At 43.2% G+C, this 22,816-nt stretch carries 17 protein-coding genes and 1 tRNA gene; 6 read left to right on the top strand and 12 right to left on the bottom strand.

Annotated elements, in window-relative coordinates; genetic code table 11:
- Positions 1–191: 191 nt before the first annotated feature.
- From ACP7AE_RS05605 to ACP7AE_RS05590, 4 genes are all read right to left on the bottom strand, one after another.
- Positions 192–2,603 carry a DEAD/DEAH box helicase gene (locus ACP7AE_RS05605; protein WP_426241849.1) on the bottom strand — a complete coding sequence of 804 codons (2,412 nt, stop codon included), beginning with the start codon at positions 2,601–2,603 and terminating at the stop codon, positions 192–194.
- A complete protein-coding gene (locus ACP7AE_RS05600; RefSeq protein ID WP_201538949.1) occupies positions 2,575–3,897 on the bottom strand; it encodes an ATP-binding protein in 1,323 nt (440 codons plus the stop codon). The genes ACP7AE_RS05605 and ACP7AE_RS05600 overlap by 29 nt, the downstream gene beginning before the upstream one ends.
- Before the next feature lie 48 nt (positions 3,898–3,945).
- Complete coding sequence (locus tag ACP7AE_RS05595) at positions 3,946–6,354, bottom strand: TerB N-terminal domain-containing protein (protein WP_426241846.1); 2,409 nt, start codon at positions 6,352–6,354, stop codon at positions 3,946–3,948.
- A gap of 127 nt (positions 6,355–6,481) precedes the next feature.
- A complete protein-coding gene (locus tag ACP7AE_RS05590; protein WP_426241844.1) occupies positions 6,482–8,674 on the bottom strand; it encodes an ATP-dependent helicase in 2,193 nt (730 codons plus the stop codon).
- Positions 8,675–9,036: 362 nt separating this feature from the next.
- Between ACP7AE_RS05590 and ychF the strand changes: the two genes are divergently transcribed.
- The 4 genes from ychF (at position 9,037) to ACP7AE_RS05570 (ending at position 13,110) form a co-directional block, all read left to right on the top strand.
- The gene (gene ychF / locus ACP7AE_RS05585; protein ID WP_201501482.1) at positions 9,037–10,128 is read left to right on the top strand and encodes a redox-regulated ATPase YchF; all 1,092 of its coding nucleotides are present in this window, start codon (positions 9,037–9,039) and stop codon (positions 10,126–10,128) included.
- A 128-nt stretch (positions 10,129–10,256) separates the two neighbouring features.
- The gene (locus ACP7AE_RS05580) at positions 10,257–10,823 is read left to right on the top strand and encodes a hypothetical protein (protein WP_426241842.1); all 567 of its coding nucleotides are present in this window, start codon (positions 10,257–10,259) and stop codon (positions 10,821–10,823) included.
- 80 nt (positions 10,824–10,903) lie between these two features.
- Positions 10,904–12,325 carry a deoxyguanosinetriphosphate triphosphohydrolase gene (locus ACP7AE_RS05575; RefSeq protein WP_426241840.1) on the top strand — a complete coding sequence of 474 codons (1,422 nt, stop codon included), beginning with the start codon at positions 10,904–10,906 and terminating at the stop codon, positions 12,323–12,325.
- Positions 12,326–12,429: 104 nt separating this feature from the next.
- Entirely contained in the window at positions 12,430–13,110 is a 681-nt protein-coding gene (locus ACP7AE_RS05570) for a TetR family transcriptional regulator (protein WP_201538944.1), read from the top strand.
- Positions 13,111–13,167: 57 nt separating this feature from the next.
- Here ACP7AE_RS05570 and gspK read toward each other — a convergent pair whose 3' ends face one another.
- The 8 genes from gspK to tsaA all read right to left on the bottom strand — a co-directional run bounded on the left by gspK (position 13,168) and on the right by tsaA (position 21,270).
- Positions 13,168–14,226: a type II secretion system minor pseudopilin GspK gene (gene gspK / locus ACP7AE_RS05565; protein ID WP_426241838.1), complete on the bottom strand. Its 1,059-nt coding sequence runs from the start codon at positions 14,224–14,226 to the stop codon at positions 13,168–13,170.
- Positions 14,227–14,265: 39 nt separating this feature from the next.
- Positions 14,266–15,120 (bottom strand): type II secretion system minor pseudopilin GspJ, encoded by an 855-nt coding sequence (gene gspJ / locus ACP7AE_RS05560; RefSeq protein ID WP_201538942.1) that lies wholly within the window; start codon positions 15,118–15,120, stop codon positions 14,266–14,268.
- Positions 15,117–15,611 (bottom strand): type II secretion system minor pseudopilin GspI, encoded by a 495-nt coding sequence (gene gspI / locus ACP7AE_RS05555; RefSeq protein ID WP_201501487.1) that lies wholly within the window; start codon positions 15,609–15,611, stop codon positions 15,117–15,119. Before gspI ends, gspJ begins: the two co-directional genes overlap by 4 nt.
- Positions 15,612–15,614: 3 nt before the next feature.
- Complete coding sequence (locus ACP7AE_RS05550; RefSeq protein ID WP_426241835.1) at positions 15,615–16,442, bottom strand: prepilin-type N-terminal cleavage/methylation domain-containing protein; 828 nt, start codon at positions 16,440–16,442, stop codon at positions 15,615–15,617.
- A 175-nt stretch (positions 16,443–16,617) separates the two neighbouring features.
- The gene (locus tag ACP7AE_RS05545) at positions 16,618–17,301 is read right to left on the bottom strand and encodes a TetR/AcrR family transcriptional regulator (RefSeq protein ID WP_045446854.1); all 684 of its coding nucleotides are present in this window, start codon (positions 17,299–17,301) and stop codon (positions 16,618–16,620) included.
- Between the two features lie 232 nt (positions 17,302–17,533).
- The gene (locus ACP7AE_RS05540; protein WP_201538941.1) at positions 17,534–18,322 is read right to left on the bottom strand and encodes a TatD family hydrolase; all 789 of its coding nucleotides are present in this window, start codon (positions 18,320–18,322) and stop codon (positions 17,534–17,536) included.
- A 148-nt stretch (positions 18,323–18,470) separates the two neighbouring features.
- Positions 18,471–20,258, bottom strand: coding sequence for a GspE/PulE family protein (locus ACP7AE_RS05535; RefSeq protein ID WP_201538940.1), 1,788 nt, complete (start codon positions 20,256–20,258; stop codon positions 18,471–18,473).
- An 85-nt stretch (positions 20,259–20,343) separates the two neighbouring features.
- Complete coding sequence (gene tsaA, locus ACP7AE_RS05530) at positions 20,344–21,270, bottom strand: tRNA (N6-threonylcarbamoyladenosine(37)-N6)-methyltransferase TrmO (protein WP_426241833.1); 927 nt, start codon at positions 21,268–21,270, stop codon at positions 20,344–20,346.
- Positions 21,271–21,779: 509 nt separating this feature from the next.
- Here tsaA and ACP7AE_RS05525 point away from each other — a divergent pair.
- Together ACP7AE_RS05525 and ACP7AE_RS05520 are read left to right on the top strand one after the other, a co-directional pair.
- Positions 21,780–22,553: a ferredoxin--NADP reductase gene (locus tag ACP7AE_RS05525; protein WP_193012877.1), complete on the top strand. Its 774-nt coding sequence runs from the start codon at positions 21,780–21,782 to the stop codon at positions 22,551–22,553.
- 143 nt (positions 22,554–22,696) lie between these two features.
- A tRNA-Leu gene (locus ACP7AE_RS05520) sits at positions 22,697–22,782 on the top strand.
- Positions 22,783–22,816: the final 34 nt, after the last annotated feature.

The following is a 22,816-nucleotide window of genomic DNA, read 5'->3' as shown; positions in this document are numbered from 1 at the left end:
AATACTTTTAGTTATAGGGTTTTGTACAAGGTATCTTGGATGGGAATAATTGGTAAAGTTAGCGAAGACTTTGCCTTTAAATTATTCTTTCTAAACTGAATACATGTAATTCTAATTGGTTATTCAGAAACTCTATTGAGGTAATCAATATGTTTGACAAGGAGGTAGTGCGTTGAGTAGCTTCCAAAATTTTATTTGCAATCAACTTCTCTTTCAAACAATAGCTGCAACCATTCACTGAGACCATCGATATCAAAGGTTTTTGCACCATAACCAATATTTAGTAAATCCTCAGGCAGATATTCATCAAACTTTTCAATCAGTTTATTGGGTACATTTTCGGCAAGCTCAGTAGCAGTAGGCATAGGCTTATGAGCTAACGTTTGTAAGAACCTCATAACTTGTACCGAATCGACGTTATGAACACAGATAACTCCTGCATATACCTCAGTAGAGAAATCATGCTGCATAAGCAAAGCTGCTAGGGTATGAACGACTTTGTCTCCGCGCCATGTAAAAATATAAGTATTACCGTCTTGATCTATTATTGGCCGATGACGCAATTGACACCTATCAAAAATATCAAGGCTTTCTGTAAACAATTCACGCGCCGTTTTATCAGCAAAATCGACTTTTTTATCGCCGACTGAAATACGATAGTCACCTTTAGTTAATATGTCATACATCTCTTGACGGACTCGGTCGTGTATCGACATATCTCCGCCGCCATCAAATTTTGGAGGCTGACCGCCGCCTTGGACAGCAACCACATAAATGACCTTTTTATCCATATCGATATCTTTGACTTGCCAGCGTATACCCGCAAAGATGATGTATTGTTCGGGTAGCAGCAAAGTAGTGACGGGTAATGTGCCTAGTGTTTTACTACCAGCCACAAGACGATATTCCTCTGGCGTTTTAAACACTGCATAAAAAGTATAATGACCAACGATACGCTCGCCTACTATCCCTAATACCAATTGCTGATTGCCAAGCTGAGTAATCAGTTGCATCGCGCCCATTTGTGATAATAAGGATTTAAAGTGAGTAGGCGTTATCTTTTGAAAAGGTCCTTGTCTACATAGCAAAGTATAAATTTGGTCGGCACGGATACCACCCCATTGACCGATAGTCGCGAGCACTTGATGAAGGAGCGTTGAGAAGTGATAGAGTGAGGTATCGGCAGGCTCAAACCATCTGCTAGCGATAAGCAGTCTTATCATTGCTAATGACTGTATAAGCTGTAGTCGCAGTCTATCCACCAAACTGGTATCGACATCGATTTGCTTTTCGGTGATAAGCATGCGCAAAACTGATGAACCGCCGCGCCTACCCGAGCGCCCAAGCCGTTGCCGTAAGCTTGATACTGAATGCGGTGCTGTAACCTGCACGACAGAATCGACTTTACCGATATCTATACCTAGCTCTAAAGTCATGGTACAGACGGCGGTAGTCGGCAAATCCTCTTTTTGCAAACGCTGCTCTAAACCTTCTCTTAATTCTTTTGCTAACGAGCCGTGGTGGGGGAAAAACTCATTGGGAACGATATTATGCTCACACTTGTCACTTAGCAATGCAGCTATGAGTTCAGTACGCTTACGGCTATTGGCGAATATAAGATGATTACCGCCACGGCAGAAGCGATATAAATCCGTGCATATTTGTGATTGAGCATCATGAGCAAGCTGATAACTATGAATTAGAGAATTATCATCCTTAAACTCACTAATCTGAGCACTTTCGCTTTTCGAATCAATAGCTATATAGCTCTCATCAATATCATTATTATCATAATAGCTCTTAGACCCATTGCTTTGAAGCTTGTGCATTACTTGGTTAGGGTCTACATAACCTTTTAGCTGAACTTTGACGTTGGAAGTCGATTCAGTATCCTTAATAATGACACAAGGTAAAGAATTATTGGGGCGTAGTGATAAAGGCACAGTTTCTATATCGCCCAAAGTTGCACTTAATGCCACTCGTGGAATAGGCGCGTCTAGCCGTCCAGCTACATGCTCAAGACGGGTCAAAAGTGACAATAGATGCTGACCACGCTCGCTACCCAAGAAGGCATGAAACTCGTCAATGACAATATATTTGAGCTCGCCAAAAGCTTGTTTCACCCAGCCTGCATCTCGTATTAGTAGAGACTCAAGCGATTCAGGAGTAATCAAAATAATGCCTGACGGTGACTTTTTCTGTTGTTTCTTTTTACTCTGTAGACTATCACCATGCCATGGAGTGACCTGCATGCCTAGCAGCTCCGCTAGACTTTGCAAGCGTCGATACTGGTCATTAATCAAAGCTTTTAACGGACTGATATAAAGAATACCAACGCCCTTGTCTTGATGAGCGATAGCGCTACAGGCAGGCAAAAAGAAAGCTTCTGTTTTACCCGCAGCGGTTGCCGCACTGATAAGCACGTCCGTTTGTCCTGATAAAATGGGCGCAATGGCTTTGGCTTGTACTTCCCGTAGTCCATGCCAGCCTTGGTTGAATATCCAGCGTTGTATACGCTTATCAAGCTCAGTATGGGCGTCTCTCAAATTAAATCTCTCAAAGTAGGCATTCGTCTTATAAGCTAAAGTCTGATAGTCCATCATCTTCATCCATGTCACTAAGGTCGCTCATATCGATGTCCATATCTGAAGGTGTTTCAGGGTCGATAGCTACGGATTGAATCAGATGATTCCATGAGATAGTAGGATTTTGGTCGATGACAGCTAGCATATCTAAAAATGCCTTGATGGTATTACGTGGCGTTCTGAAGTAAGCATCGCCAATCGTTTGGCTACAGTGTTGCAAGAAAGCTTGTAGTGATTCATCAGGCACTAGATATGCAGACTCATCGCCGCCTGCATAAACATGACGTAGGTTTTTTAGCAAAATATACAGCTCCTCTGGCGTTAGGCTAGCCAAATGTAACGCTGGAGAAGAATAATCAATTACCCCTGCCTGCTTGGCAAAGCTGTTGTCCGCTAAGCGAGTTTGCAAAGCATCGTAGCTGTATAAGCCTTTGCGCGGATCGAGTAAAAACTCAGGCGTACCCCCTAATAAAAACCCTAAATGCTCAGCTGTACCTTGCAAACAATCATTTAAGATACGCAATATTTGCTCATAGTTACCTTGGCGCGCTTGAGTGCTGTTAAGTTTGTATAGATTGACCATCTCGTCCAAATTAACGAGCAATCCTTGATAACCAGCTTGACGGACGAATAAACTCATGATTTTTAAAGAGTCATAAAAGGATGAGTCGGAAATAATAGTGCGCACACCTAAGTCGCGTCTGGCATCAGTCTTAGTAGCGTATTCTGCACGTAACCAGCGAATAGCGTTGGCTTTTAACTCGTCATTACCTTCTTCGTGCCCTTGCCAATAAGCTTCAATGACTTTTGCAAAATCATAACCACCTACCAACTCAGTCAATTCAGCTAAATTTTGCTGGATAACGTCACTGATAGCCTCTCCGCTACTGTCCGCTTGTTTGCGTGCTTCGGTAATAAAACGCTCAACCACACTAGCAAGCCCATTGCCATCAGGCTTATTGCGCGTCGATAAGTTACGCATCAGCTCAGAATATAAATTCCTCGCTTGGCCTGACGATGCTTGAATGCGTCTGTCAGGCGATAAATCCGCATTCACCGTGACCAATTTACGCTCAAGTGCAATGGCGCGAACCACGCTCAAAAAGAAAGTCTTGCCCGACCCATATTCCCCAATAATCAGCCGAAACGCAGAACCGCCATCAGCCACACGTTCAATATCATCTATCAAAGCTTTGAGCTCATTAATACGTCCCACTTGGATATGCTGAATACCAACTTTGGGGGTAACGCCAGCCTTGAGCGACTGGATAATCGCGTCGCGTTCTTTGGCTCTAATTTTTTTACCACTCATCTTTATTCCTTTTTAATCCACTATTTTTAGTGTGCTAATTTTTATGTGCTATGAATTCAACGCTTTTAACTCGTCGACAATCTCAAAATCAACGACCACTTCATCATCATCTTCTAATACGGGTGCATCAACTTTATCGTATGCCCAGTCGTTAATGGTTTCGATAGCGCCATTTATCATTAGATTTAACGATTCGCATAATTCGTTGACGGCTTCACGTTGCCATACTTCGGCACTAATAAGCTCTTGATACAGTTGGCTGTGACTACGATCTAGTCCGTTTATGACCGCCTCATTACCTGAACTATGATTGTTAACAGGCGCGTTACTGTGATGCTCAGTCGCCTTCTTACTGCTTATCTTTAATAGTACACTCTCTTTTATATCATCTTCGCTTTCTTCATCTTCTACAGCAAAGATCTTACTTAGCATCGCTTTAGCCACTGCGGTCTCACGTTCATGTAGCGCCAACAGTTCAGCATCAAAACTAAATGAACGGCTACTTTTGCTGCTATTGTCTTTGGTTTCGAGCTCATTTTTTATGCCTATGTTTACTTTTTTATTCGTCGTTAGCTGATGAATATCACTAGTCACTAACGTTTTATCCAGACCTAAAGCTTGATATAATTTTTCGATTTGTTTGATTTGACTGGGTTCAATATTGCCATTCGCTAAAGCAACAGTAATGATAAAACGGCTGATAAAGCCAATATATTTCGTGTCAAGATCAGCCAATGTCGCTTTTAGACCTGCCATATTTGCTGGGGTATTTAACTGCCATAGCAAATATGCGGTCAGCGATTCTTTTTCAATAGTGGTCAGTTGACTGTCTTGATTGAGCAGCGTCAATAGTGTATCCACTTCCCTTTTATCAACATAACCATTAATAGTCGCTACCATTGCCCCTAATCTCATAGCTAGGCTGACTTGATAGAACGACGAGCTCGGTTCGAAACCTTCACAATGCGCACCATGACCGTAAGCAAATAGCACGGCATAACCATCCGATTGCAAGCGCGTCTGATGATAGCGTTGGTCTGGAGCAATACCAAAACCAGCAAGCTCTACCAAATTAATAATCAGCTCATTTTGTTTTTTACTCAGCGCTTTGCTAGATGTTGGCGGCAAAGTTTCATCCAAATATGCCCATAACTCTTTAGTCGTTGTCAGCCCTTCATCGTTTTCTATAATGGACTGTGCCCATGTTTTAAATTTTTCAATTGCAGGATGGTGATAATTATGAAGTAAGGGTTTCGGCAGTAGCATAACAGCAGCAATATCATCAGCCGAGCTGCCTTCTTTTCCCAGATAACGACTGTAAGCATCTAAAGCATCATTGCATTGTTCAGCGATAGTTATAAGTTTTTTGACAGGCGCTCTCAGGATGCTTGGGTCTGGCAAGTCATCAAGCGTAAGCTCTACGCTAACGATAGAACGACTGGCAGCGTTATAGCTGAGCTTGAGCCTAGTTTTATTGGCAGAAACTACAAAACCGTTTGGATAAGCGTCATGGTAAAGAATTTTAAATAAATCTTTGAACGTATCTTCACAGCGCTTGGCAGGAGTTTTAAAATTGTATTCATTAGAATATACCAACCACTCCCATGCTAATGACGCAGGAATAGGCAATTGCAACGCTACCGTCTTTGCCAAATGCATCTTAAAGTTTAAGTTTTGGCTAGTGACAGGCGGTGGTAGTAAATGCCCTGTTTGCGCTTTGTCTTCAAATAACAAGGACCGAATAAGAGTCATAAATGCTAAAAAATGTGCTGAATAACTGTCGAACGAAGCAGACTGGCTGCCATAAATACGATTGAGTCGTGTCACTTCTTCATAGATAGCCATAAACTCAGTATCGGAGACAACATCATCGTTAATATGTTCAATGATACGGCGCTCAAAACCACCAAAATAAATGAATACATAGCCAATAGGCGTACTTGGATGCGCGCGATTTGAAGCTAGCCAATCAAGATAAGCGCCTCGGCATTTAATGGACAAACGCTCATAACTTGGCCAATAACCAAGCGACTCATCATAATAAATTTGCGAAATACTGTTGATGATGTTTGGAGAGCTGGCAGGTAAACTGTCATCGACTAGCGAAGGTTCAATACCAAACCCCGTTAGCATTGTAAGCTGACCACCAACATAATAAAAACCGCGGTCAATAAAGCGTCCTTTAATATCAAAGGATTCATTTTCTTTGAACCAGCGTCCTAACTGCTTATTGGCTGAAACACCAGAAACATTGTTAGATTTACCAGATGAGATGATAAATGACGCGAAATCATCTGTATCGTCATTTTGACTAGACTGACTTACTCTATGCCGGTTATCGGGCTTGATATCAGGTGGCAAGTCTATAAAGGCGGGCTTATTTGCTTTATTACCTTGAGCGTCGGCATCATATTTTTGTCTAAAAAGTGCCTTCACGTCGGCAATAAAATTCTTCATTAATGATAAAGTCCATGCTGAGTAGTACGAAGGTTGGTGTAAAGAATCGGTCGCCGATACCATTCTAACAACAAACGTGCATTATTTATGCCTGTATTTTTACATTATTTATCGATAAACAAAAATATCACCACCACACTGGATCATCACTCTCTTCTCTCACTTGTTTAGAATTTTCTACCGTCACTTCATCAGTAGACAGCTCAGCGATAAACCGCGATGGCTTGTCAAAATACCCTGAATAACTGGCAAAGTAATCAGGTGCCGTTAGATACAGTCTGCTCTTGGCGCGACTACAAGCAACGTAGAATAATTTTCGTTCTTCTTCTAGCTCCTCAAAGTCATCCAAAGAGCGATAGTGTGGCGTGATACCATCGACCAATGAATTGACAAACACCACTGGCCACTCCAGCCCTTTGGCACTATGAATGGTCGAAATAGTAACTTTATCATTGTTATTATCATCAGGTTGACTGGTTATGGCTACCGAATCATTGGGTGGATCGAGTGCCAAATTTTCTAAGAAGTTATCAAGGCTACTATGTTCTATTGCCAAATTTTTGAGCACACGAAAATCTTCGTTGCGCTCTCGCCAATTTTCTTCAATCGTTTTTAGGACAGGAATATAGAACTCTAAAATCAGCTCAATGACCGTCTCGACGGATTCAGCTTGATTTGCTTTAGTGAGCGTATTGTATAAAGGTTCAAGTTGTATACTTTTTTTAGCAAACTTCGCCGTAAGTAATGGCTCAAAGGAGTTGTTATCGGCATTAATCGCTTGAGTCAAACGAGTCGCAGTGACTGTCCCCACGCCTTGAAATAAGGTCAAAATACGATGCCAAGCAATCGTATCATTCGGGTTATACAATATTTTAATGAATGCCAAAACGTCTTTAATATGTCGCCTTTCAATGAATTTGATACCGCCCACCACAATGAATGGAATATGACGCTCCATAAACTCTAATTGGACATAGTTAGATTGAAAGGATGTGCGACACAGTACCGCAAAATCATCGTAATCATGATCCGATTTTAGCTCGATGATTTTATCGGCGATATATTTTGCTTCTTTTGTCTCATTGCTTAGGCGTCTAAACACTGGCTTATGCCCACTTATCGATGCGCCAGAGTACAACTGCTTTTGATAGCCTAACGTGATTTGCGCGGACAAGGCATTGATATAATCCAAAACAGCAGGCGTACTGCGATAGTTTTGTTCGAGCTTAATCAGCTTGGCATCGGGATAGGTCTCACCGAATAGCAGAATGTTTTCGTAATTGGCACCGCGAAAAGCATAAATACTTTGATTGTCATCACCGACTACCATCAGCGATACCGACTCAGGTTTACTAATCAAATCTATCAACTGCTTTTGCGGAATATTGGTGTCTTGGTACTCGTCAACCATAATGTAGCGATATTGGTTTTGTAGCATTTGGCGAAAGGTATTATTCGTCTTTAAATGACGCACGACCTGACTGATAATATCATCAAAGTCGTATAGATGATTGGCACGCTTATACTCATGAAAATCGACTGCCAATTGTTCAATAATAGGAATATGCACGGCGATATCAGGATAATTACTTTCGATTAAATCACGGATATGAATACGTCTATTCCGAGAGCTAGAGATGATATTTTGCAGTGTCTTTTTGCGCGGAAAGGCTTGGCTTTTGGTTTGCGCGGGATACTTTTTTTCTTTATGGATTAAGTCGATGGCATCTTCGCTATCGCCCGTGTCTAAAATCGTAAATCGCGGATTTATACCGAGCAGCCCTGAATACTGACGCAGCAGCATATTACAAAAAGAGTGAAAAGTACCGCTGGTGATATCGTTAAGCCGTTTATCAGTTGGCAGCTTATCCTTTACCAAGTCTTCATCAGACTGTTTATCAAATAAGGTATTCGCAAGTAAGGTTTTGGCGCGGCTTTTTATTTCATTGGCTGCTTTACGCGTAAAAGTCAGTAGCAAGATGCTTTTGGGCGTGACCCCGTTCTCTAATAAATAACTGGTACGGTACGTGAGCGTTTTAGTCTTGCCAGAGCCGGCACCAGCAATGACTAGCACCTTGCCTTCGATAGTTGTGGCTGCTAATAACTGGTCAGGATTTAGTTCACGAGCATAGTCTACTTTGAACTCTAATTCACCATTCAGCCTGTCATTTAACCGCTCAATATTTGCAGTATTATTAGCATCGATTAGATTTGCCTCTAGCTTTTTAATCGCCTGCTCAAGTCGTGCCAGCTTAGGCTTAATTTCTATGAAGTTCTGCGGATAATTGTAGTGGCGCGTGTCAAAAATCGTGGTAGTCATTATAGGATTTCGCCTTTCATTTTATTTTAGCGGCCTTTATCGAAACGGCGCATTTATACATAGTGTTTTGCAGATTTGACTGAGAGCGCTTGGTGTTCATAATGAAGATTACTCGTACAGTGTAACGAGTCGTAGGCGTTTACTTGTCATACGCCTACAAGCCAAACTATCGTTTTATAGCACAGCTTACCATAATCGATAAAACAGCAAAATTACCGGTAATGACCAAACACAAAATCTCAGTATACAACACAACAACCTCACCCCTATTCAGGTAAATTTGCTACAATATGCCCAATTTTGATTTATCATTTAACCAATCTTTATACCAACTGATTTTATTATTATATTGAGAGAATGTTATGGGTTTTAATTGCGGCATCGTCGGCCTACCAAACGTGGGTAAATCCACCTTGTTTAATGCGTTGACCAAAGCGGGTATCGCCGCTGAAAACTTTCCATTTTGTACCAAAGATCCCAACACGGGTATCGTACCAGTACCTGACCCACGCCTAAAGAAACTGGCTGATATCGTTAAGCCTGAGCGTGTATTACCAACGACGATGGAGTTTGTGGATATCGCAGGTCTAGTCGCTGGTGCTTCAAAAGGCGAAGGCATGGGCAACCAGTTCCTAGCCAATATTCGTGAGACTGATGCGATTGCGCACGTCGTACGCTGTTTTGATGATGACAACGTCGTCCACGTTGATGGTCGCGTCAGCCCGATTGATGATATCGAAACCATTAATACTGAATTGGCATTGGCAGATTTAGAGGCCGTTGAGCGTGCCATTCACAACCAAACCAAGAAGGCTAAAGGTGGCGACAAAGATGCGCAAGCATTGCTTGATATCTTTAAAAAAGTTGAGCCTTTATTGGCAGAAGGTAAAGCGGCACGCGCAGCGAACCTAGATGCTGATGAGAAAAAACTCATCAGAAGTTATGGTTTAATCACCCTAAAACCAACCATGTATATCGCTAACGTCAGTGAAGATGGCTTTGAAAACAACCCTTACCTTGATGCGGTACGCAACTATGCCACTGGCGAAGATTCTATCGTTATCGCTCTATGCAACCAAATCGAATCTGAAATCGCTCAGCTTGATGAAGACGACAAAAAAGACTTCCTAGCTGAGATGGATATGGAAGAAGCCGGACTTGATCAAGTGATTCGCGGTGGTTATGATTTGCTAGATATGCAGACTTACTTTACCGCTGGGGTTAAAGAAGTGCGTGCTTGGACGGTTGCAGTTGGCGCAACCGCACCGCAAGCAGCTGGCGTGATTCACACTGACTTTGAGCGTGGCTTCATTCGTGCCGAAGTCATTGCGTATGATGACTTTATCGAATACAACGGTGAAAAAGGCGCAGCTGCCGCTGGCAAATCACGTTTAGAAGGCAAAACCTATATCGTGCAAGATGGCGATATCATGCACTTTAGATTTAACGTGTAACGTTAAGCGGTACATCCTGTCTGATAATTAATAAGCCGATGTTGGAAATTCTCCATCATCGGCTTTATTTTATCTTAACATTGTTATATTATAACATATCTTTATCTTACTATTTGAGGACTTATACTGTGACTGACTATTTCTCTTTTTCTAGATTTGCCAGTGTTGCGCTTGTAGGAAGTATCATGACAGGCTCTGTATTGGGCTGTCAGCCTAATACAGAAAGTGATACGGTAGTATCTGAAGAAATAACACCCGTAGACGATCACGCTGAACATGCTCATGAAGAGCACGAAGGGCACGATGCTATGGAACAAGGTCATGAAGGACACAATCATGAAAGTCATAGCCACGAAGAAAGCGCGCATGAAGGACACGATCATGCAGAACATGCCAGCAACAGCACACCATTCTCTTGTGATCCTACGGCTACTATCGGCGTTTCTTACCATGATGATACTACACCACAGACAGTGCACCTACTGATCGATGGTATCGAATACGATTTGACCGCTACCTCTGATAGCGACGCCAGTACTGAAAAAACTATCTATACCAGTGATATCGGATTAGATAACACCCATGGCATCATATGGCAAGTAAATGGTGACAAAGCAACGTTGCGAAATAAAATATTGGGCAGTAATGTGGCTACCGAAGAGGAAGAAGTGCTTTTCAACTGCCAGAAATCTTAATGTAGTTCTCTGACTATATATCTGTACCAAGGGCGCTATTTTGCTATGCTAGAGGCTCCCTTGGTTTCGGATGTTTCAATATGCTAACTACTCCAACCTCTTTGCCGTCTCCTACTACGCAATGGTCTCATCTCCTCAACTCGCAGCGTCTTGGTGCTGCCAAAAAGTTTAACGCCAATACGAGTACTCGCTCTCAGTTTCACAAAGACTACGACAGACTGGTATTTTCGCACTCCTTTCGGCAATTGAATCAAAAAACCCAAGTCCATCCATTAACCAATCAGCTCGGTATCCATACACGTCTGACTCATTCGCTTGAGGTCTCCTCTATTGGACGCTCTCTAGCAATGATGGCAGCAGAAAAGCTCCATGATAAATTGGCCAGCGGTCTACCAGCAGGCGTATCGCCAGCCGATGTCGGTGTCATTGTACAAGCAGCGTGCCTCGCTCACGATATTGGCAACCCGCCTTTTGGTCATGCGGGAGAGTATGCCATTCGAGATTGGTTTAGGCAGCCTGACCCTCAAGCGATATTACAAAAGTTAAGTAGCAACGAGCGCTTGGACTTGCTGGCCTACGAAGGTAATGCACAAGGGTTTCGACTGTTGGCGCGTAATGAGCACCATCCTGATAAAGGTGGTATGCGTCTCACTTGTGCGACCTTAGGCGCTTTTATGAAGTATCCGTGGCTTGCCTCTCACAGCAACGATGTCAATGATAAACACCACCATCAAAATGTACAAAAATTTGGCTGCTTTTATAGTGAGTCAGCACAATTAGAAGAGTTGGCAGTCTGTTTGCATTTACCACGTTCAACACAGCACGACGGTTTTGCGCGTCATCCGCTGGCTTATTTACTAGAAGCGGCAGACGATATTTGCTATGCCTTGATAGATTTAGAAGATGGTATCAATCTCAATATGCTGACCTATAGTGAGGTTGCCGCCATATTTTATGAGCTGATTGGTGAGCGCCCTAGCAGTATCAATCTGCCCGTACACATGTCTGTCAGGCAGAGCTTAGCGTCATTGCGAGCCCGTGCGATGATGCGCTTGGTCAATACCGTGACCGATGCTTTTGTCGCCAACAGTGATGCATTGCTGGCGGGTACACTGCAAGGCAGTTTATTTGACCACTGTGATATCAGTGTGCAAAGTGGAATCAACCAAGCCAAACAGTTGGCACGTGAGAAAATATTTAATCACCCAAGCAAAGTCCGAATGGAGCTAATGGCCAATCAATGCTTGCATCGTTTATTAGATGCTTTTATGCCATTAGCTTGGACAAGTAGTAGAGCAACATCTGATCCTCAATCCATGTCCTTTGAGCAGCAGCGCCTACTCATGTTGTTACAGCCACATCTCGATGAGCATCGGCGGCTATTATCAGATAATGTCTATCACAATATTTTAAATATATTGGACTTTATCACTGGGATGAATGATCATGAGGCGTATCGATTGGCACAAGAGTTACAAGGCCATTGGGGTACGATGGTTTAAAAGACCCGTGCCGGTCTAGTAAATTAACACAAGTTGCGTATTTCAGTCGTATTTTTACGCTGAAATGAGTATGATAAACCCTTATTGGACAATTTTGAAATATTATGAGCAGTCGCGAACAAAAGAAACTTCAAACTCGGCACGCCTTTTTTAATGCCGTGCTTGATTTATGTATGACAGGGCAGTCTTTTAGCTCAATCAGCCTCCGGCAAGTAACGCGTGAGGTTGGCGTGGTGCCGACCGCATTTTATCGGCATTTTGATGACATGGAATCGCTTGGTCGAGCATTGGTGGTAGAAGAGCTAGGCGGTACGCTGGCGATTCTAAGCGATAGTTTGCAAATTGGGCGTAAACGTAGCTTTGATCGCCAAATTGCTAAGAGCATTCAGCTGTTCTTGCATATGGTTAGTGATCAGCCTTATTACTGGCAATTTTTAGTCAGTGAGCGCTACGGTGGCTCAGAAGCTGTACGCAAAGCCATTAATGAACTTGTCAAAAAACATGCTCAAAGCTTGGCTGATGATTTAGCGCTACAGCCTGCTTTTACTCATATCAATGCCTATGACCGTCGCCTACTGGCTGAAGCTGGGGTAAATATGTTCTTTTCTTGGATTATCGATTGGTTGGAGCTGACTTATACTGAAGACCATGATGATGAAATCGATCTGAACGAGATTGAAGAAAATAAACAGCTGATGCTCCATAATTGCACTCGCCAAGCACAGATGTTGTTTTATGGGGCTTATAACTGGAAATCTACGGAAGAGACGCACTTAGGAGATTAAGTGGCGTCAGATATTCTACCTCGGCACTGATTGAGACTCTTTTTAGGTGACTCAACGTTAGAAACTGGGTCTAAATGCCCATAAACGCTGTGTCACCACTTTAATTTCTTTGGCTTTTTTATTATTGCCATTCTCATTATTATTGTTAGGCGTGCTGTTATTCGCATTACTCCCTACTGCCGCGCTAGCATCAGTCGCAACCTTGCTAATCAATACGGTTGCAAACCGTTGTCTTTGTTGACCAAGACTTGCACTATCCGTTGCGGTAATAAGCGCCATAAAGGCTTGGCTATCGACTGCAAGCAGTGGTTTTAACGCCTTTCGCTGATCATCATTTAAGCTGCTCAACATCGGCAATTGCCATACATCATCGATAGAGGCTAACGCCTGCTTTGCCCGCATATCGACCAATCCCTGCATCTGTTGGCTGGTTGCGCCATCTATCAGTGCAGCCAGCAAAACTGGACTGGCAGTATTGACATTAATAGGCACATAATAAGGAACCACCGTAATATAAGGACGTAGTGCCGCTAGTACTTCAGCATTTACCCCTCGAATCTCTTGCAATTGATCGACACTGACCAATGCTTGATTGGGCAAAGTCTTACTCGCTGAGCCACTTGATTGCTGAGAATAAACCACACTCTCATCACCACCATCTTGATAAACGTCGCTATCCGTATCTTGATAATCAAGAACAGCAATGGCAATATCAGGTTCCAGATTTAATTGTGTCAACAGTCTTTGAAATATGGCTAAGGCGGCGCTATCAACCGCGCCATTCTGATATAAATTATTAATATTAAAACGACTGGCTTCATCGCGCAATTCGATACTGATGCTATGATTGGCTAAAAGATAAGGCGGTAATGGCTGCGCCCAAATATCTTGCTCACTATCTGTGTCATTCAGCTTATCGTCAGCACGAATCATCGTGATGGCTAATTGCTGACCAGCATTGATATCTTGTGACAGCTGATTTTGATCAAACAATAAGCCGCTACGCCTAATAGCAATCTTTTGACTGGCAAGCATCGCCCCCGCCACCACGGTAATACTGACCACCAATAGTAAGATAGTGAGCAGCGCTACTCCGCGCTGAGAGTGCGCTGTCATTGACTTAAGCCGCCTTTATTATTGACCCAGTGGTGCATGTTAAATATTACTTCCTGCATTGTTATTTAAATTGTTATTTACATTGCTATTCGGGTTGTCATTATTAGTCTTATCACTACTATCGTTATTGCTACCATTGCCATTATTAGCATTGTTATTGCTTTTATTTTTATAATTACTTGGTATTGGTTCTGGAGCAAGCGCCCATTGCCAAGTGATTGGCATATCCTGATAAGTAAAATTGACAGCAATACCTTTGGGCAATAAAACCACTGCTGGCTTGGCGCTTACGGCACTGGTCGTTTGCCCAGAGGTTGTATTTGTACTGTTATTACTGCTGTCTGCATTAGGGAACTTGGTGCTCAGTTCAGGTAAATATGCTTGCCAACGCCCTGCGGTGACGCCTTCGAGCAATACACTGTCTAGGCTGATGCTATCGCGCCCACCATCGATGCTGGTATATTGGCGGCGAATTAAACGCTCATCTGCAAAAATGTATTCGATATGCTGGACACTCATGCTACTTTGATAACGTGGATCGGGGTCGGCAAAACGAACAAAGCTGACATGCTCACCATCCAAGCTCATAAAAGGCTCAGGCACTGTTTCATTGGCTTGGGCGCTATTGTTTGTGCTATCACTAGCATTTGTACTGTTATTTGTCACACTGATATTTTGAGTATTTGGTATTTGATAAGGGATAATTTGACCCATATCTTGCTGTAGCTGCAAATAAGCATATTGCAAAACAGCCAAATTATCAGCATGAAATTGTGCACGTTCGCGAGCGCGGTTGACGCTATCAAACACCTGCCAGCCAGCCACCGCCAGCATCGCAAATATTGCCATGGCAACCATCAATTCAAGTAGCGTAAATCCACGCTGCGACTTCACGGATTGCCTCCAGACTGCCCTGCAATATCAGCACCCAAACTGCTTAAGTCCAAACTGCCAATGTCTTGCTCCGCATTGCTCAATATTACGTTGATATCAGTCACGGCGGTACGCGTCTGTCCATCTATAATGGGTGCAACAGCGATATTCACCTCTTTTAAAGCAGGCGTAATGGCATCACTGACCGTCATCACTACTTGCCAATCACGCCCTTGAGCATTGATTGTTTGCGTACGATTGGCCGTCAGCCAAGTCTCTTGAATACGCAAATCAGCGGCCGCATTCTGTGCGACAAAATGTGCCAGTGTGCGTGTGCGTAAGACATCCACTGAGCTGAGATAAGCACTACTGGCACGGCTAGCAGCCACAGCAACAACCGCTAAAATCGCTAACGCTACCATTACCTCAATCAGAGTAAAGCCGCTTTCATGCTTTGATAGCATTGGCTTTTTGTTTATATCAGCAGATATAATGTCATCCTTATCTATCATCAGCTACAGTCCTTGTCCGATCGTCATACTACCATCAGGCATAATGGTAATGACCTCGCCCACCAGACGCGAATTATGCAGCACCTCAATGGTGACAGGCGTTGCTTGCCCTGTACCAAACCATAATATCTGTGGGACTGCTTGATCGGCAAACCAAGGCTGCAATGTTTGCCCCTGTTCAGGCATTGATAGATTGCCAGCCTCCAAGCTTTGCACCCTTAAACTAACCCCAGCAGGTAACTCTGGCAAACTGACTTCTGGCTCAATTTCCCAGCTAGGCACTGGCTGTTGCTTTCCCATCGCCCCCGACCTACTTGTCAGGTCAGCAGACAATTCCATCGAATTTTTAGGCGTGCTGTCCATGCTATTTGACGGGGTATCATTGGTCTGATAGGCAATATAAGGATTTGATAAAGTAACAATCACAGGAGCTACTTGACCTTGTTTATCTGCTTGTAAGCTCAAACCCATCGGCTGCATACGCTCAGCAGACAACAACCTTACATAGCTCAGTGAATCCGTTAAATGCTCATAAAACGCACGGTTTTTACGCGATTCACTACTGCCCACCGACAAGCTCATCATGCCAGCAAAGATAGATAGAATAACGACCACTACTACAATTTCGACAAGGGTGAAGCCTTGCTGTGCCTGAGCAAGGCTTGAAGATTTATAAGGGGAAACGTGAGCGTTTTGTACTGGAAAGGATTTATACTGATAAACCAGAGGTAAGCGATATCTATCTGTGTTTTTATATTGCAAATATTGATGACTTAAGTGTGAATAGCAAGTGACCGCTGAGCTGGACGGAGTCTTGGCAGTGACCGGCATATGGCACCTATAAACCTATGAGTAGGTTGTGGTATGAAGAATAAAACTATGATTGGGCGCTAAAGCTGGTAAGCATGTATCCATTTTTAGCATGGAGGCACCGTGCTGCGATAACGAATATAGCAACACGAATTTAAAAAACTTGCGTTAAAAGACCATAAGTTGAATAAAGATATTAATAACTGGTATTACGGTGCTCTTCTGACTCAGTATCGATTTGCTCGACCAACTCCTGCATATCTTCATCCATCACCTCATCGTCAGCCGCAGGATAATGGCTCGGCAACTCAAGCATTTGCTGAACGAAGGCATAACGTAGGGTATCACGGCGACCCAAATACCGCTGGTAAAAGCTTGAATTTAATAGTCCAGCACCGCCCTGACCCATCGCCCAAATCGAGGACAAATAGTCGCGCGTGCTCAAACTACTGTGCTGCTCTTGTAAATACGCGCTGATAATGTCAATCAAGCGTTTCATACGCTGACGGCGAATATCATATAGCTCACCAAACAAGCGATTGAGACCCGTCACTGATGCCGCCAAACGCTCTTCGATTTGATTGAGCAACATGGCTTTTTGTGGATTAAATAACTGCTGAAAGATCATACGAGCAACGCCTGCTGATGGACAATCATCAATACGATTAATCTCAAACAGTTGTTCTTCATAGCGGATAATAATACGCAAATAGAGTTCATCTTTGCTGGAGAAATGCTTGTACAGTGTACCTTTAGCCAGATCCAGCTGGTCTGCCAAACTGTCTAAAGTAATATCACCATCGCCCGACTCAAGTAGCAATTGCTCTGCCATCGCTAAGATATTCTCTTCTCGTGCCTTGAACTGATGCTGACGACTCATAATCTCTCCTAAAACCTGACAAGATTAAGCATATGACCATCCTGTGGATGAATGCATCAGCGACAAGCGTATAACATCATACAAAGTCTGCTCGAAAACCACCAAAGGAGATATGCTTATGTTTGCTAAATAGTCATTGATAATCATAGGCTTACGCTTCACATCATAAGTCAAATAACGTAAAGCAACAGGACTGTATCATAAATGACTGAGTGGTCATAGCATAACCATTTTAGTGATACTGTGCCAGTAAATTCTCAAAGTTTTTTGCAGTTAATGCCCCAATGTCATCGCTACTACAGCCATACATCTCTGCCAGACAACTGGCGACATACGGTACGTAGGCAGGCTCATTCGGTCTACCACGCTTGGGCACCGGTGCTAGATAAGGACTGTCAGTTTCGATAAGCAGTCTGTCTCTAGGCATATTTTTTGCTGCATCTTTAATCATTTGAGCACTCTTAAAGCTAACAATGCCCGAAAATGAGATATAAAATCCTAAGTCAAGTGCACGCTTGGCCGTCTCCCAATCTTCGGTAAAACAATGAATAATACCGTGCTCAGCGCCTTCTGATTTTAGGATATCAATCGTATCTTCTTTGGCATCACGCATATGAATGACGAGTGGCTTTTGCAGGCTTTGACTGGCATGAATATGGCGAGCAAGACTGGCTTGCTGCTCTTTTTTGTTTTCCGTTGACCAGTAATAATCTAACCCTGTCTCCCCAATCGCCCATACATGGTCGGCATCAGCCGTTTCGATCAAACGTTCAACCGTCGCTGATTGCAAGACACTAATATCTTCACAAGGATGAATACCGACGCTCATGCCAAGATTTAGCGCCTCATCGCTATAGGTGCTGACAATATGAGAAATCTCATCATATTCGGCAAAATCACACATAATCGCCATTGCCCGAGTGACATTGGCTTCTTTCATCGCGTCAATCGCGCCAGACAATTGACCATCATACTTGGTTAAATCTAAGCGATTAAGATGGCAATGACTATCAGTAAACATAAGTAATCTCGTTAATAAAAAATAAATAAAATGTTTTAGAACAATAACTTACAATATAAAATTAGTAGTCGTAAGAGCATTAATTGCTCTGATAAGTGCGCTTTTCAAGTCATGATTAGCAAACTTATTTTTAGTAAAAAGGCAGCTTTTAATGAAGCGGCACCACTCGCATTACTTCTTCTATGGTCGTCAGCCCTTCACTAATACGCTTTGCACCCGATAAGCGCAATGGCTGCACACCTTCGCGGTACGCTTGCTGCTTAAGCACATCTAAATTGGCATCGGCGGCGACCAGTTTTTTTAGCTCATTTGACAACGGCATGATCTCGTACAGACCAACGCGACCTTGATAGCCCGTATGGCGACAATGCTCACAGCCTTGCGCCGTATAAATTTGCGCTGGAGCGGGCGCACGCCAAGGCTGAACCAGTTCCTGCCACTGAACAGCAATTTCACTGTCTGGGATCACGTCTAGGGCTTTTTTGCAATGCAGACATAACGTGCGTAGCAAACGCTGCGCCATGACGCCTAATATCGTCGCTGAGGTCAAAAACGGCTGAATACCCAAATCATGTAAGCGAGTAAGTGAGCTTGGTGCATCATTGGTATGCAACGTCGATAGTACCAAATGTCCAGTAAGTGATGCTTGTACTGCCATATTGGCGGTTTCGGCATCGCGAATCTCACCAACCATAATGATATCTGGGTCTTGGCGCATCAAAGAGCGAATACCATCTGCAAAATGCAAATCAACTCCTGGATTGACCTGCATTTGGTTAAAAGCAGGCTCAATCATCTCGATAGGATCTTCAATCGTACAGACATTAACTTGTTCTGTGGCGAGCTGCTTGAGCGTGCTATATAACGTCGTGGTTTTACCAGAACCAGTCGGACCCGTAACCAAGATAATGCCATTTGGATGCGCGGTCAGCTCATGCCAAGTATCGAGCTGCTTACCTGACAAACCAAGCTGAGCAAACGAGCGCACCAGCACTTCAGGATCAAATACCCGCATCACCAGCTTTTCGCCAAAGGCTGTCGGCATCGTCGATAAGCGCAGCTCAGTTTCCAGACCCTTTGGCGTACGGGTTTTCAACCTGCCATCTTGTGGTTTGCGTTTTTCTGCCACATTCAGTCGTCCTAATATTTTAATCCGCGCCGTCACCGCGACAATGATTGCCAAAGGCATCTCATAGACGGTATGTAGCACGCCATCGATACGAAAACGGACTTTACCCGTCTCACGGCGAGGCTCTAAATGGATATCACTGGCTCGCTGCTCAAAAGCATATTGCAACAGCCAATCGACAACTCTGACAATATGTTGATCGTTGGCATCAGGGTTGGTATTGTCGCCAAGTTGCAATAATGCCTCGACATTGGTGACATCAGCCGCCGCGCGCTTGTGGACACTATTTGCTCCTGCAATCGCTTGGGTGACTTGGTAAAATTCTTGACGGTAGCGATTGATTTGCTCAGGATTGATATAAACCGTACGATAACTTTTAGACTTGATTAATTTTTCGATACTTGTCTGCCACTCAGTACAGAACGGCTGGTCTGTACCGATGACGACTTCATCATTCGTCACTTCAATGGGCAAAATATGCTGTGAGCGGGCATATTCAAAGGACATCAACTGAGTGACGGCTGGGACATCGACTTTTAACGGGTCAATACGGACAAGTGCCATGCCTGCTTTGGCAGCTAACCATTGATTCAACCATACCAAAGTCAATTTGTGCTCAACATTTTTATCCAGTGCATGACCGTTTGGCAGACCAAATTCACTGATGGTCAGGAGTGGATGCTGCGCTTTATCACGGCGGCTCGTCATCACTAAATTGTAGCCACGCTGATCAATTACCTTATCTGCCAATAGTTCATCTAAGCACCAACGTAAATCAATCACGATTGAATATTTCTGAGCAGACATATTTTTCTTCTTTTATTATTGATGCGTTATTTATTGAGGAGTAATTGATGGATAATTCATGCGGCAGTAATGGCGTCACTGGGCGCTACAAGCTCACTTTGACAACAGCCATTATCTGCAATTGCCCTGATTCTACCAACTGGAAGCTCACATCAACAGACTTATAACGCATGACAAACGGCGTATTGATCTCCGCGCGACGATAAGCTGGACGCGGGTCTTGCGCAATTAATGCTTTAATAGTCTCGATATCAGCAATGAGCAACTGCTCTTGCATTTGTTGAATAAGCGTCGCTACACTATTATTTTTTGCATGAATAGCTTTCTTATTATTTTTATTCTCAGTCTCAGTCTCAGCCTCAGTCTCAGCCTCAGTCTCAGTCCCATTGTCATTGTCATTGTCATTGTCATTTTTATCGCATCGTCCAGCGTCAACCAACGTCATAAATTGCTCGTAAGCAGACTCCGTAATAATTATCTCTAATAAATCTGGCGCAGTTGGTGCAAACCCGCTTTTTGCATTGCTGAGCGCATCGCTATAAGCGACATAGGGCTTAATATCGATAATCGGCGTACCATCTATCATATCGGCACCGCTAATAATAAGTAACACGCGCCCATCGCAAACCTCGATACTTTCAAGCTTGACGACAGATAACCCAAGTGCTGAGGGTCGATACATACTGCGACTGGCGAATACCCCTATTTTTTGATTGCCACCGAGCCTTGGTGGGCGGACTTGCGCACGAAAGCCCGTGCCGCCTTTGCCAATATGAGTGTCTTTATTGGTATAGTTATGATGAAACTGCCAACTGATCCAGATATGGCTGAACGCGTCTAAACCGGCAAATGCTGCTAGCGAGTCATAAGGCGCTATCATCTCAATGATACTGGTGAGCGCAACCAAATTCGGCTGGCGTGGCGCACCAAATTTCTGTGATAGCGGCGCACGATGGTAGCCAATCATTGGCGCATGGTGGTAACCCGCCAAAGAGATATTATCATCGGACATCATGTTTCTCCAAAAAGCCGTTCAATAGTAAGCATCTGCTTTTATGAGAACGTTTAGCGCATATTATCCAGTGATACAAAATTACTCACTAACGATATTCCATTTTATCATGCCGCATCGCCGCTGCCAGACGGATTTTTATTTTAAATTTTGGTATTATGAGCCATAAATTCGATGAGAGCCTTTATTTTTCAAACCTTATAAGCCATCTACAGCAACAGCCATTGTCGTGGTTTGACAGGAGACAGATTAAATCATATCTATCCTTAGACTTTATCAGTCCCTCTCCTGATTTTAAATGCTTAATAAGATGTTAGAATATTGCCCCACAACATTGATTAAAACATCGGCTATGCTACTTACTTTGCGTGACAGAGGTTTTAAACGATTGGCTGTTCCAATAGTGATTGAAAATTTACTACCCTTCTATACCCTTTTTCATTGAAAATTTTAATTTAACACTCATTTAAACTTAATAAAACCGATAGCAACTTATTAACGAGGACTTTATGTCAAAACTTCGCACCGAAACGGTCACAGAGGTTCATCACTGGAATGACGCTCTATTTAGCATCAAGACAACTCGCGACGATGGCCTGCGCTTTCGTAATGGCGAATTTGCGATGATCGGAATCGTTGTCGATGGCAGACCGCTATTGCGTGCTTATTCGATTGCTAGCCCGAACTACGAAGATCACTTAGAATTCTTTTCTATCAAAGTTCAAGATGGCCCATTAACCTCGCGCTTACAGCATATTAAAGTCGGTGACGAGCTGTTGGTCAGCAAAAAACCAACGGGCACTTTGGTACTAGATGATTTACTGCCTGGCAAAAATCTTTATATGCTCTCTACAGGCACTGGACTGGCGCCATTTTTAGCATTGGCACGTGATCCTGAAGTCTATGAACGCTTTGAAAAAATCATCTTGGTACATGGTGTGCGCCATGTCGATGATTTGGCGTATCGTGATATGTTTGAAAATGAGTTACCTAACGACGAGATCTTTGGTGAATGGTACCGTGAAAAATTCATTTACTACCCGACAGTGACTCGTGAGGAGTTCAAAAATCAAGGTCGCGTGACTGACTTAATGACCTCAGGAAAGCTCTTTGAAGACATTGGCTTACCACCGATGAATAAAGAAGACGACCGTGTCATGATCTGCGGTAGCATGCCATTTAATGCTGAAGTTTCAGCGATTTTGGACGATTTTGGTTTGACCGTTTCACCACGCATGGGTGTCCAAGCAGATTATGCCGTTGAACGTGCTTTTGTAGGCTAAACCATTTTTTTTGATTTAATTGAAAATTATATCAAATAATTCTTGACGGATAAAAATAGGCTGCTATAATACGCAGCCTATACAGAGTTAACCCTGTAGCCCAATTCGATAATCTCTATCTAATAGACCTTATCTTCTAACATGCCAGTGTGATGGAATTGGTAGACATGACGGATTCAAAATCCGTTGCCTAATAAGCGTGTCGGTTCGAGTCCGACCACTGGTACCAATATTAGTAACAAATCAGCCTCCTCATTAGGAGG

Source organism: Psychrobacter sp. TWP2-1-2 (genome assembly GCF_049896785.1).
Taxonomy (GTDB): Bacteria; Pseudomonadota; Gammaproteobacteria; order Pseudomonadales; family Moraxellaceae; genus Psychrobacter.
Note: the sequence above shows the minus strand (reverse complement) of the source record. Positions and strands in the feature narration are given on the sequence as shown.

What these genes read in the sequence shown, in the direction of transcription:
- ACP7AE_RS05605 (WP_426241849.1), bottom strand. Translation starts at nt 2,603, where the DNA reads ATGATGGACTATCAGACTTTAGCTTATAAGACGAATGCCTACTTTGAG.
- ACP7AE_RS05600 (WP_201538949.1), bottom strand. Translation starts at nt 3,897, where the DNA reads ATGAGTGGTAAAAAAATTAGAGCCAAAGAACGCGACGCGATTATCCAG.
- ACP7AE_RS05595 (WP_426241846.1), bottom strand. Translation starts at nt 6,354, where the DNA reads ATGAAGAATTTTATTGCCGACGTGAAGGCACTTTTTAGACAAAAATAT.
- ACP7AE_RS05590 (WP_426241844.1), bottom strand. Translation starts at nt 8,674, where the DNA reads ATGACTACCACGATTTTTGACACGCGCCACTACAATTATCCGCAGAAC.
- ychF (WP_201501482.1), top strand. Translation starts at nt 9,037, where the DNA reads ATGGGTTTTAATTGCGGCATCGTCGGCCTACCAAACGTGGGTAAATCC.
- ACP7AE_RS05575 (WP_426241840.1), top strand. Translation starts at nt 10,904, where the DNA reads ATGCTAACTACTCCAACCTCTTTGCCGTCTCCTACTACGCAATGGTCT.
- ACP7AE_RS05570 (WP_201538944.1), top strand. Translation starts at nt 12,430, where the DNA reads ATGAGCAGTCGCGAACAAAAGAAACTTCAAACTCGGCACGCCTTTTTT.
- gspK (WP_426241838.1), bottom strand. Translation starts at nt 14,226, where the DNA reads ATGACAGCGCACTCTCAGCGCGGAGTAGCGCTGCTCACTATCTTACTA.
- gspI (WP_201501487.1), bottom strand. Translation starts at nt 15,611, where the DNA reads ATGATAGATAAGGATGACATTATATCTGCTGATATAAACAAAAAGCCA.
- ACP7AE_RS05550 (WP_426241835.1), bottom strand. Translation starts at nt 16,442, where the DNA reads ATGCCGGTCACTGCCAAGACTCCGTCCAGCTCAGCGGTCACTTGCTAT.
- ACP7AE_RS05545 (WP_045446854.1), bottom strand. Translation starts at nt 17,301, where the DNA reads ATGAGTCGTCAGCATCAGTTCAAGGCACGAGAAGAGAATATCTTAGCG.
- ACP7AE_RS05540 (WP_201538941.1), bottom strand. Translation starts at nt 18,322, where the DNA reads ATGTTTACTGATAGTCATTGCCATCTTAATCGCTTAGATTTAACCAAG.
- ACP7AE_RS05535 (WP_201538940.1), bottom strand. Translation starts at nt 20,258, where the DNA reads ATGTCTGCTCAGAAATATTCAATCGTGATTGATTTACGTTGGTGCTTA.
- tsaA (WP_426241833.1), bottom strand. Translation starts at nt 21,270, where the DNA reads ATGTCCGATGATAATATCTCTTTGGCGGGTTACCACCATGCGCCAATG.
- ACP7AE_RS05525 (WP_193012877.1), top strand. Translation starts at nt 21,780, where the DNA reads ATGTCAAAACTTCGCACCGAAACGGTCACAGAGGTTCATCACTGGAAT.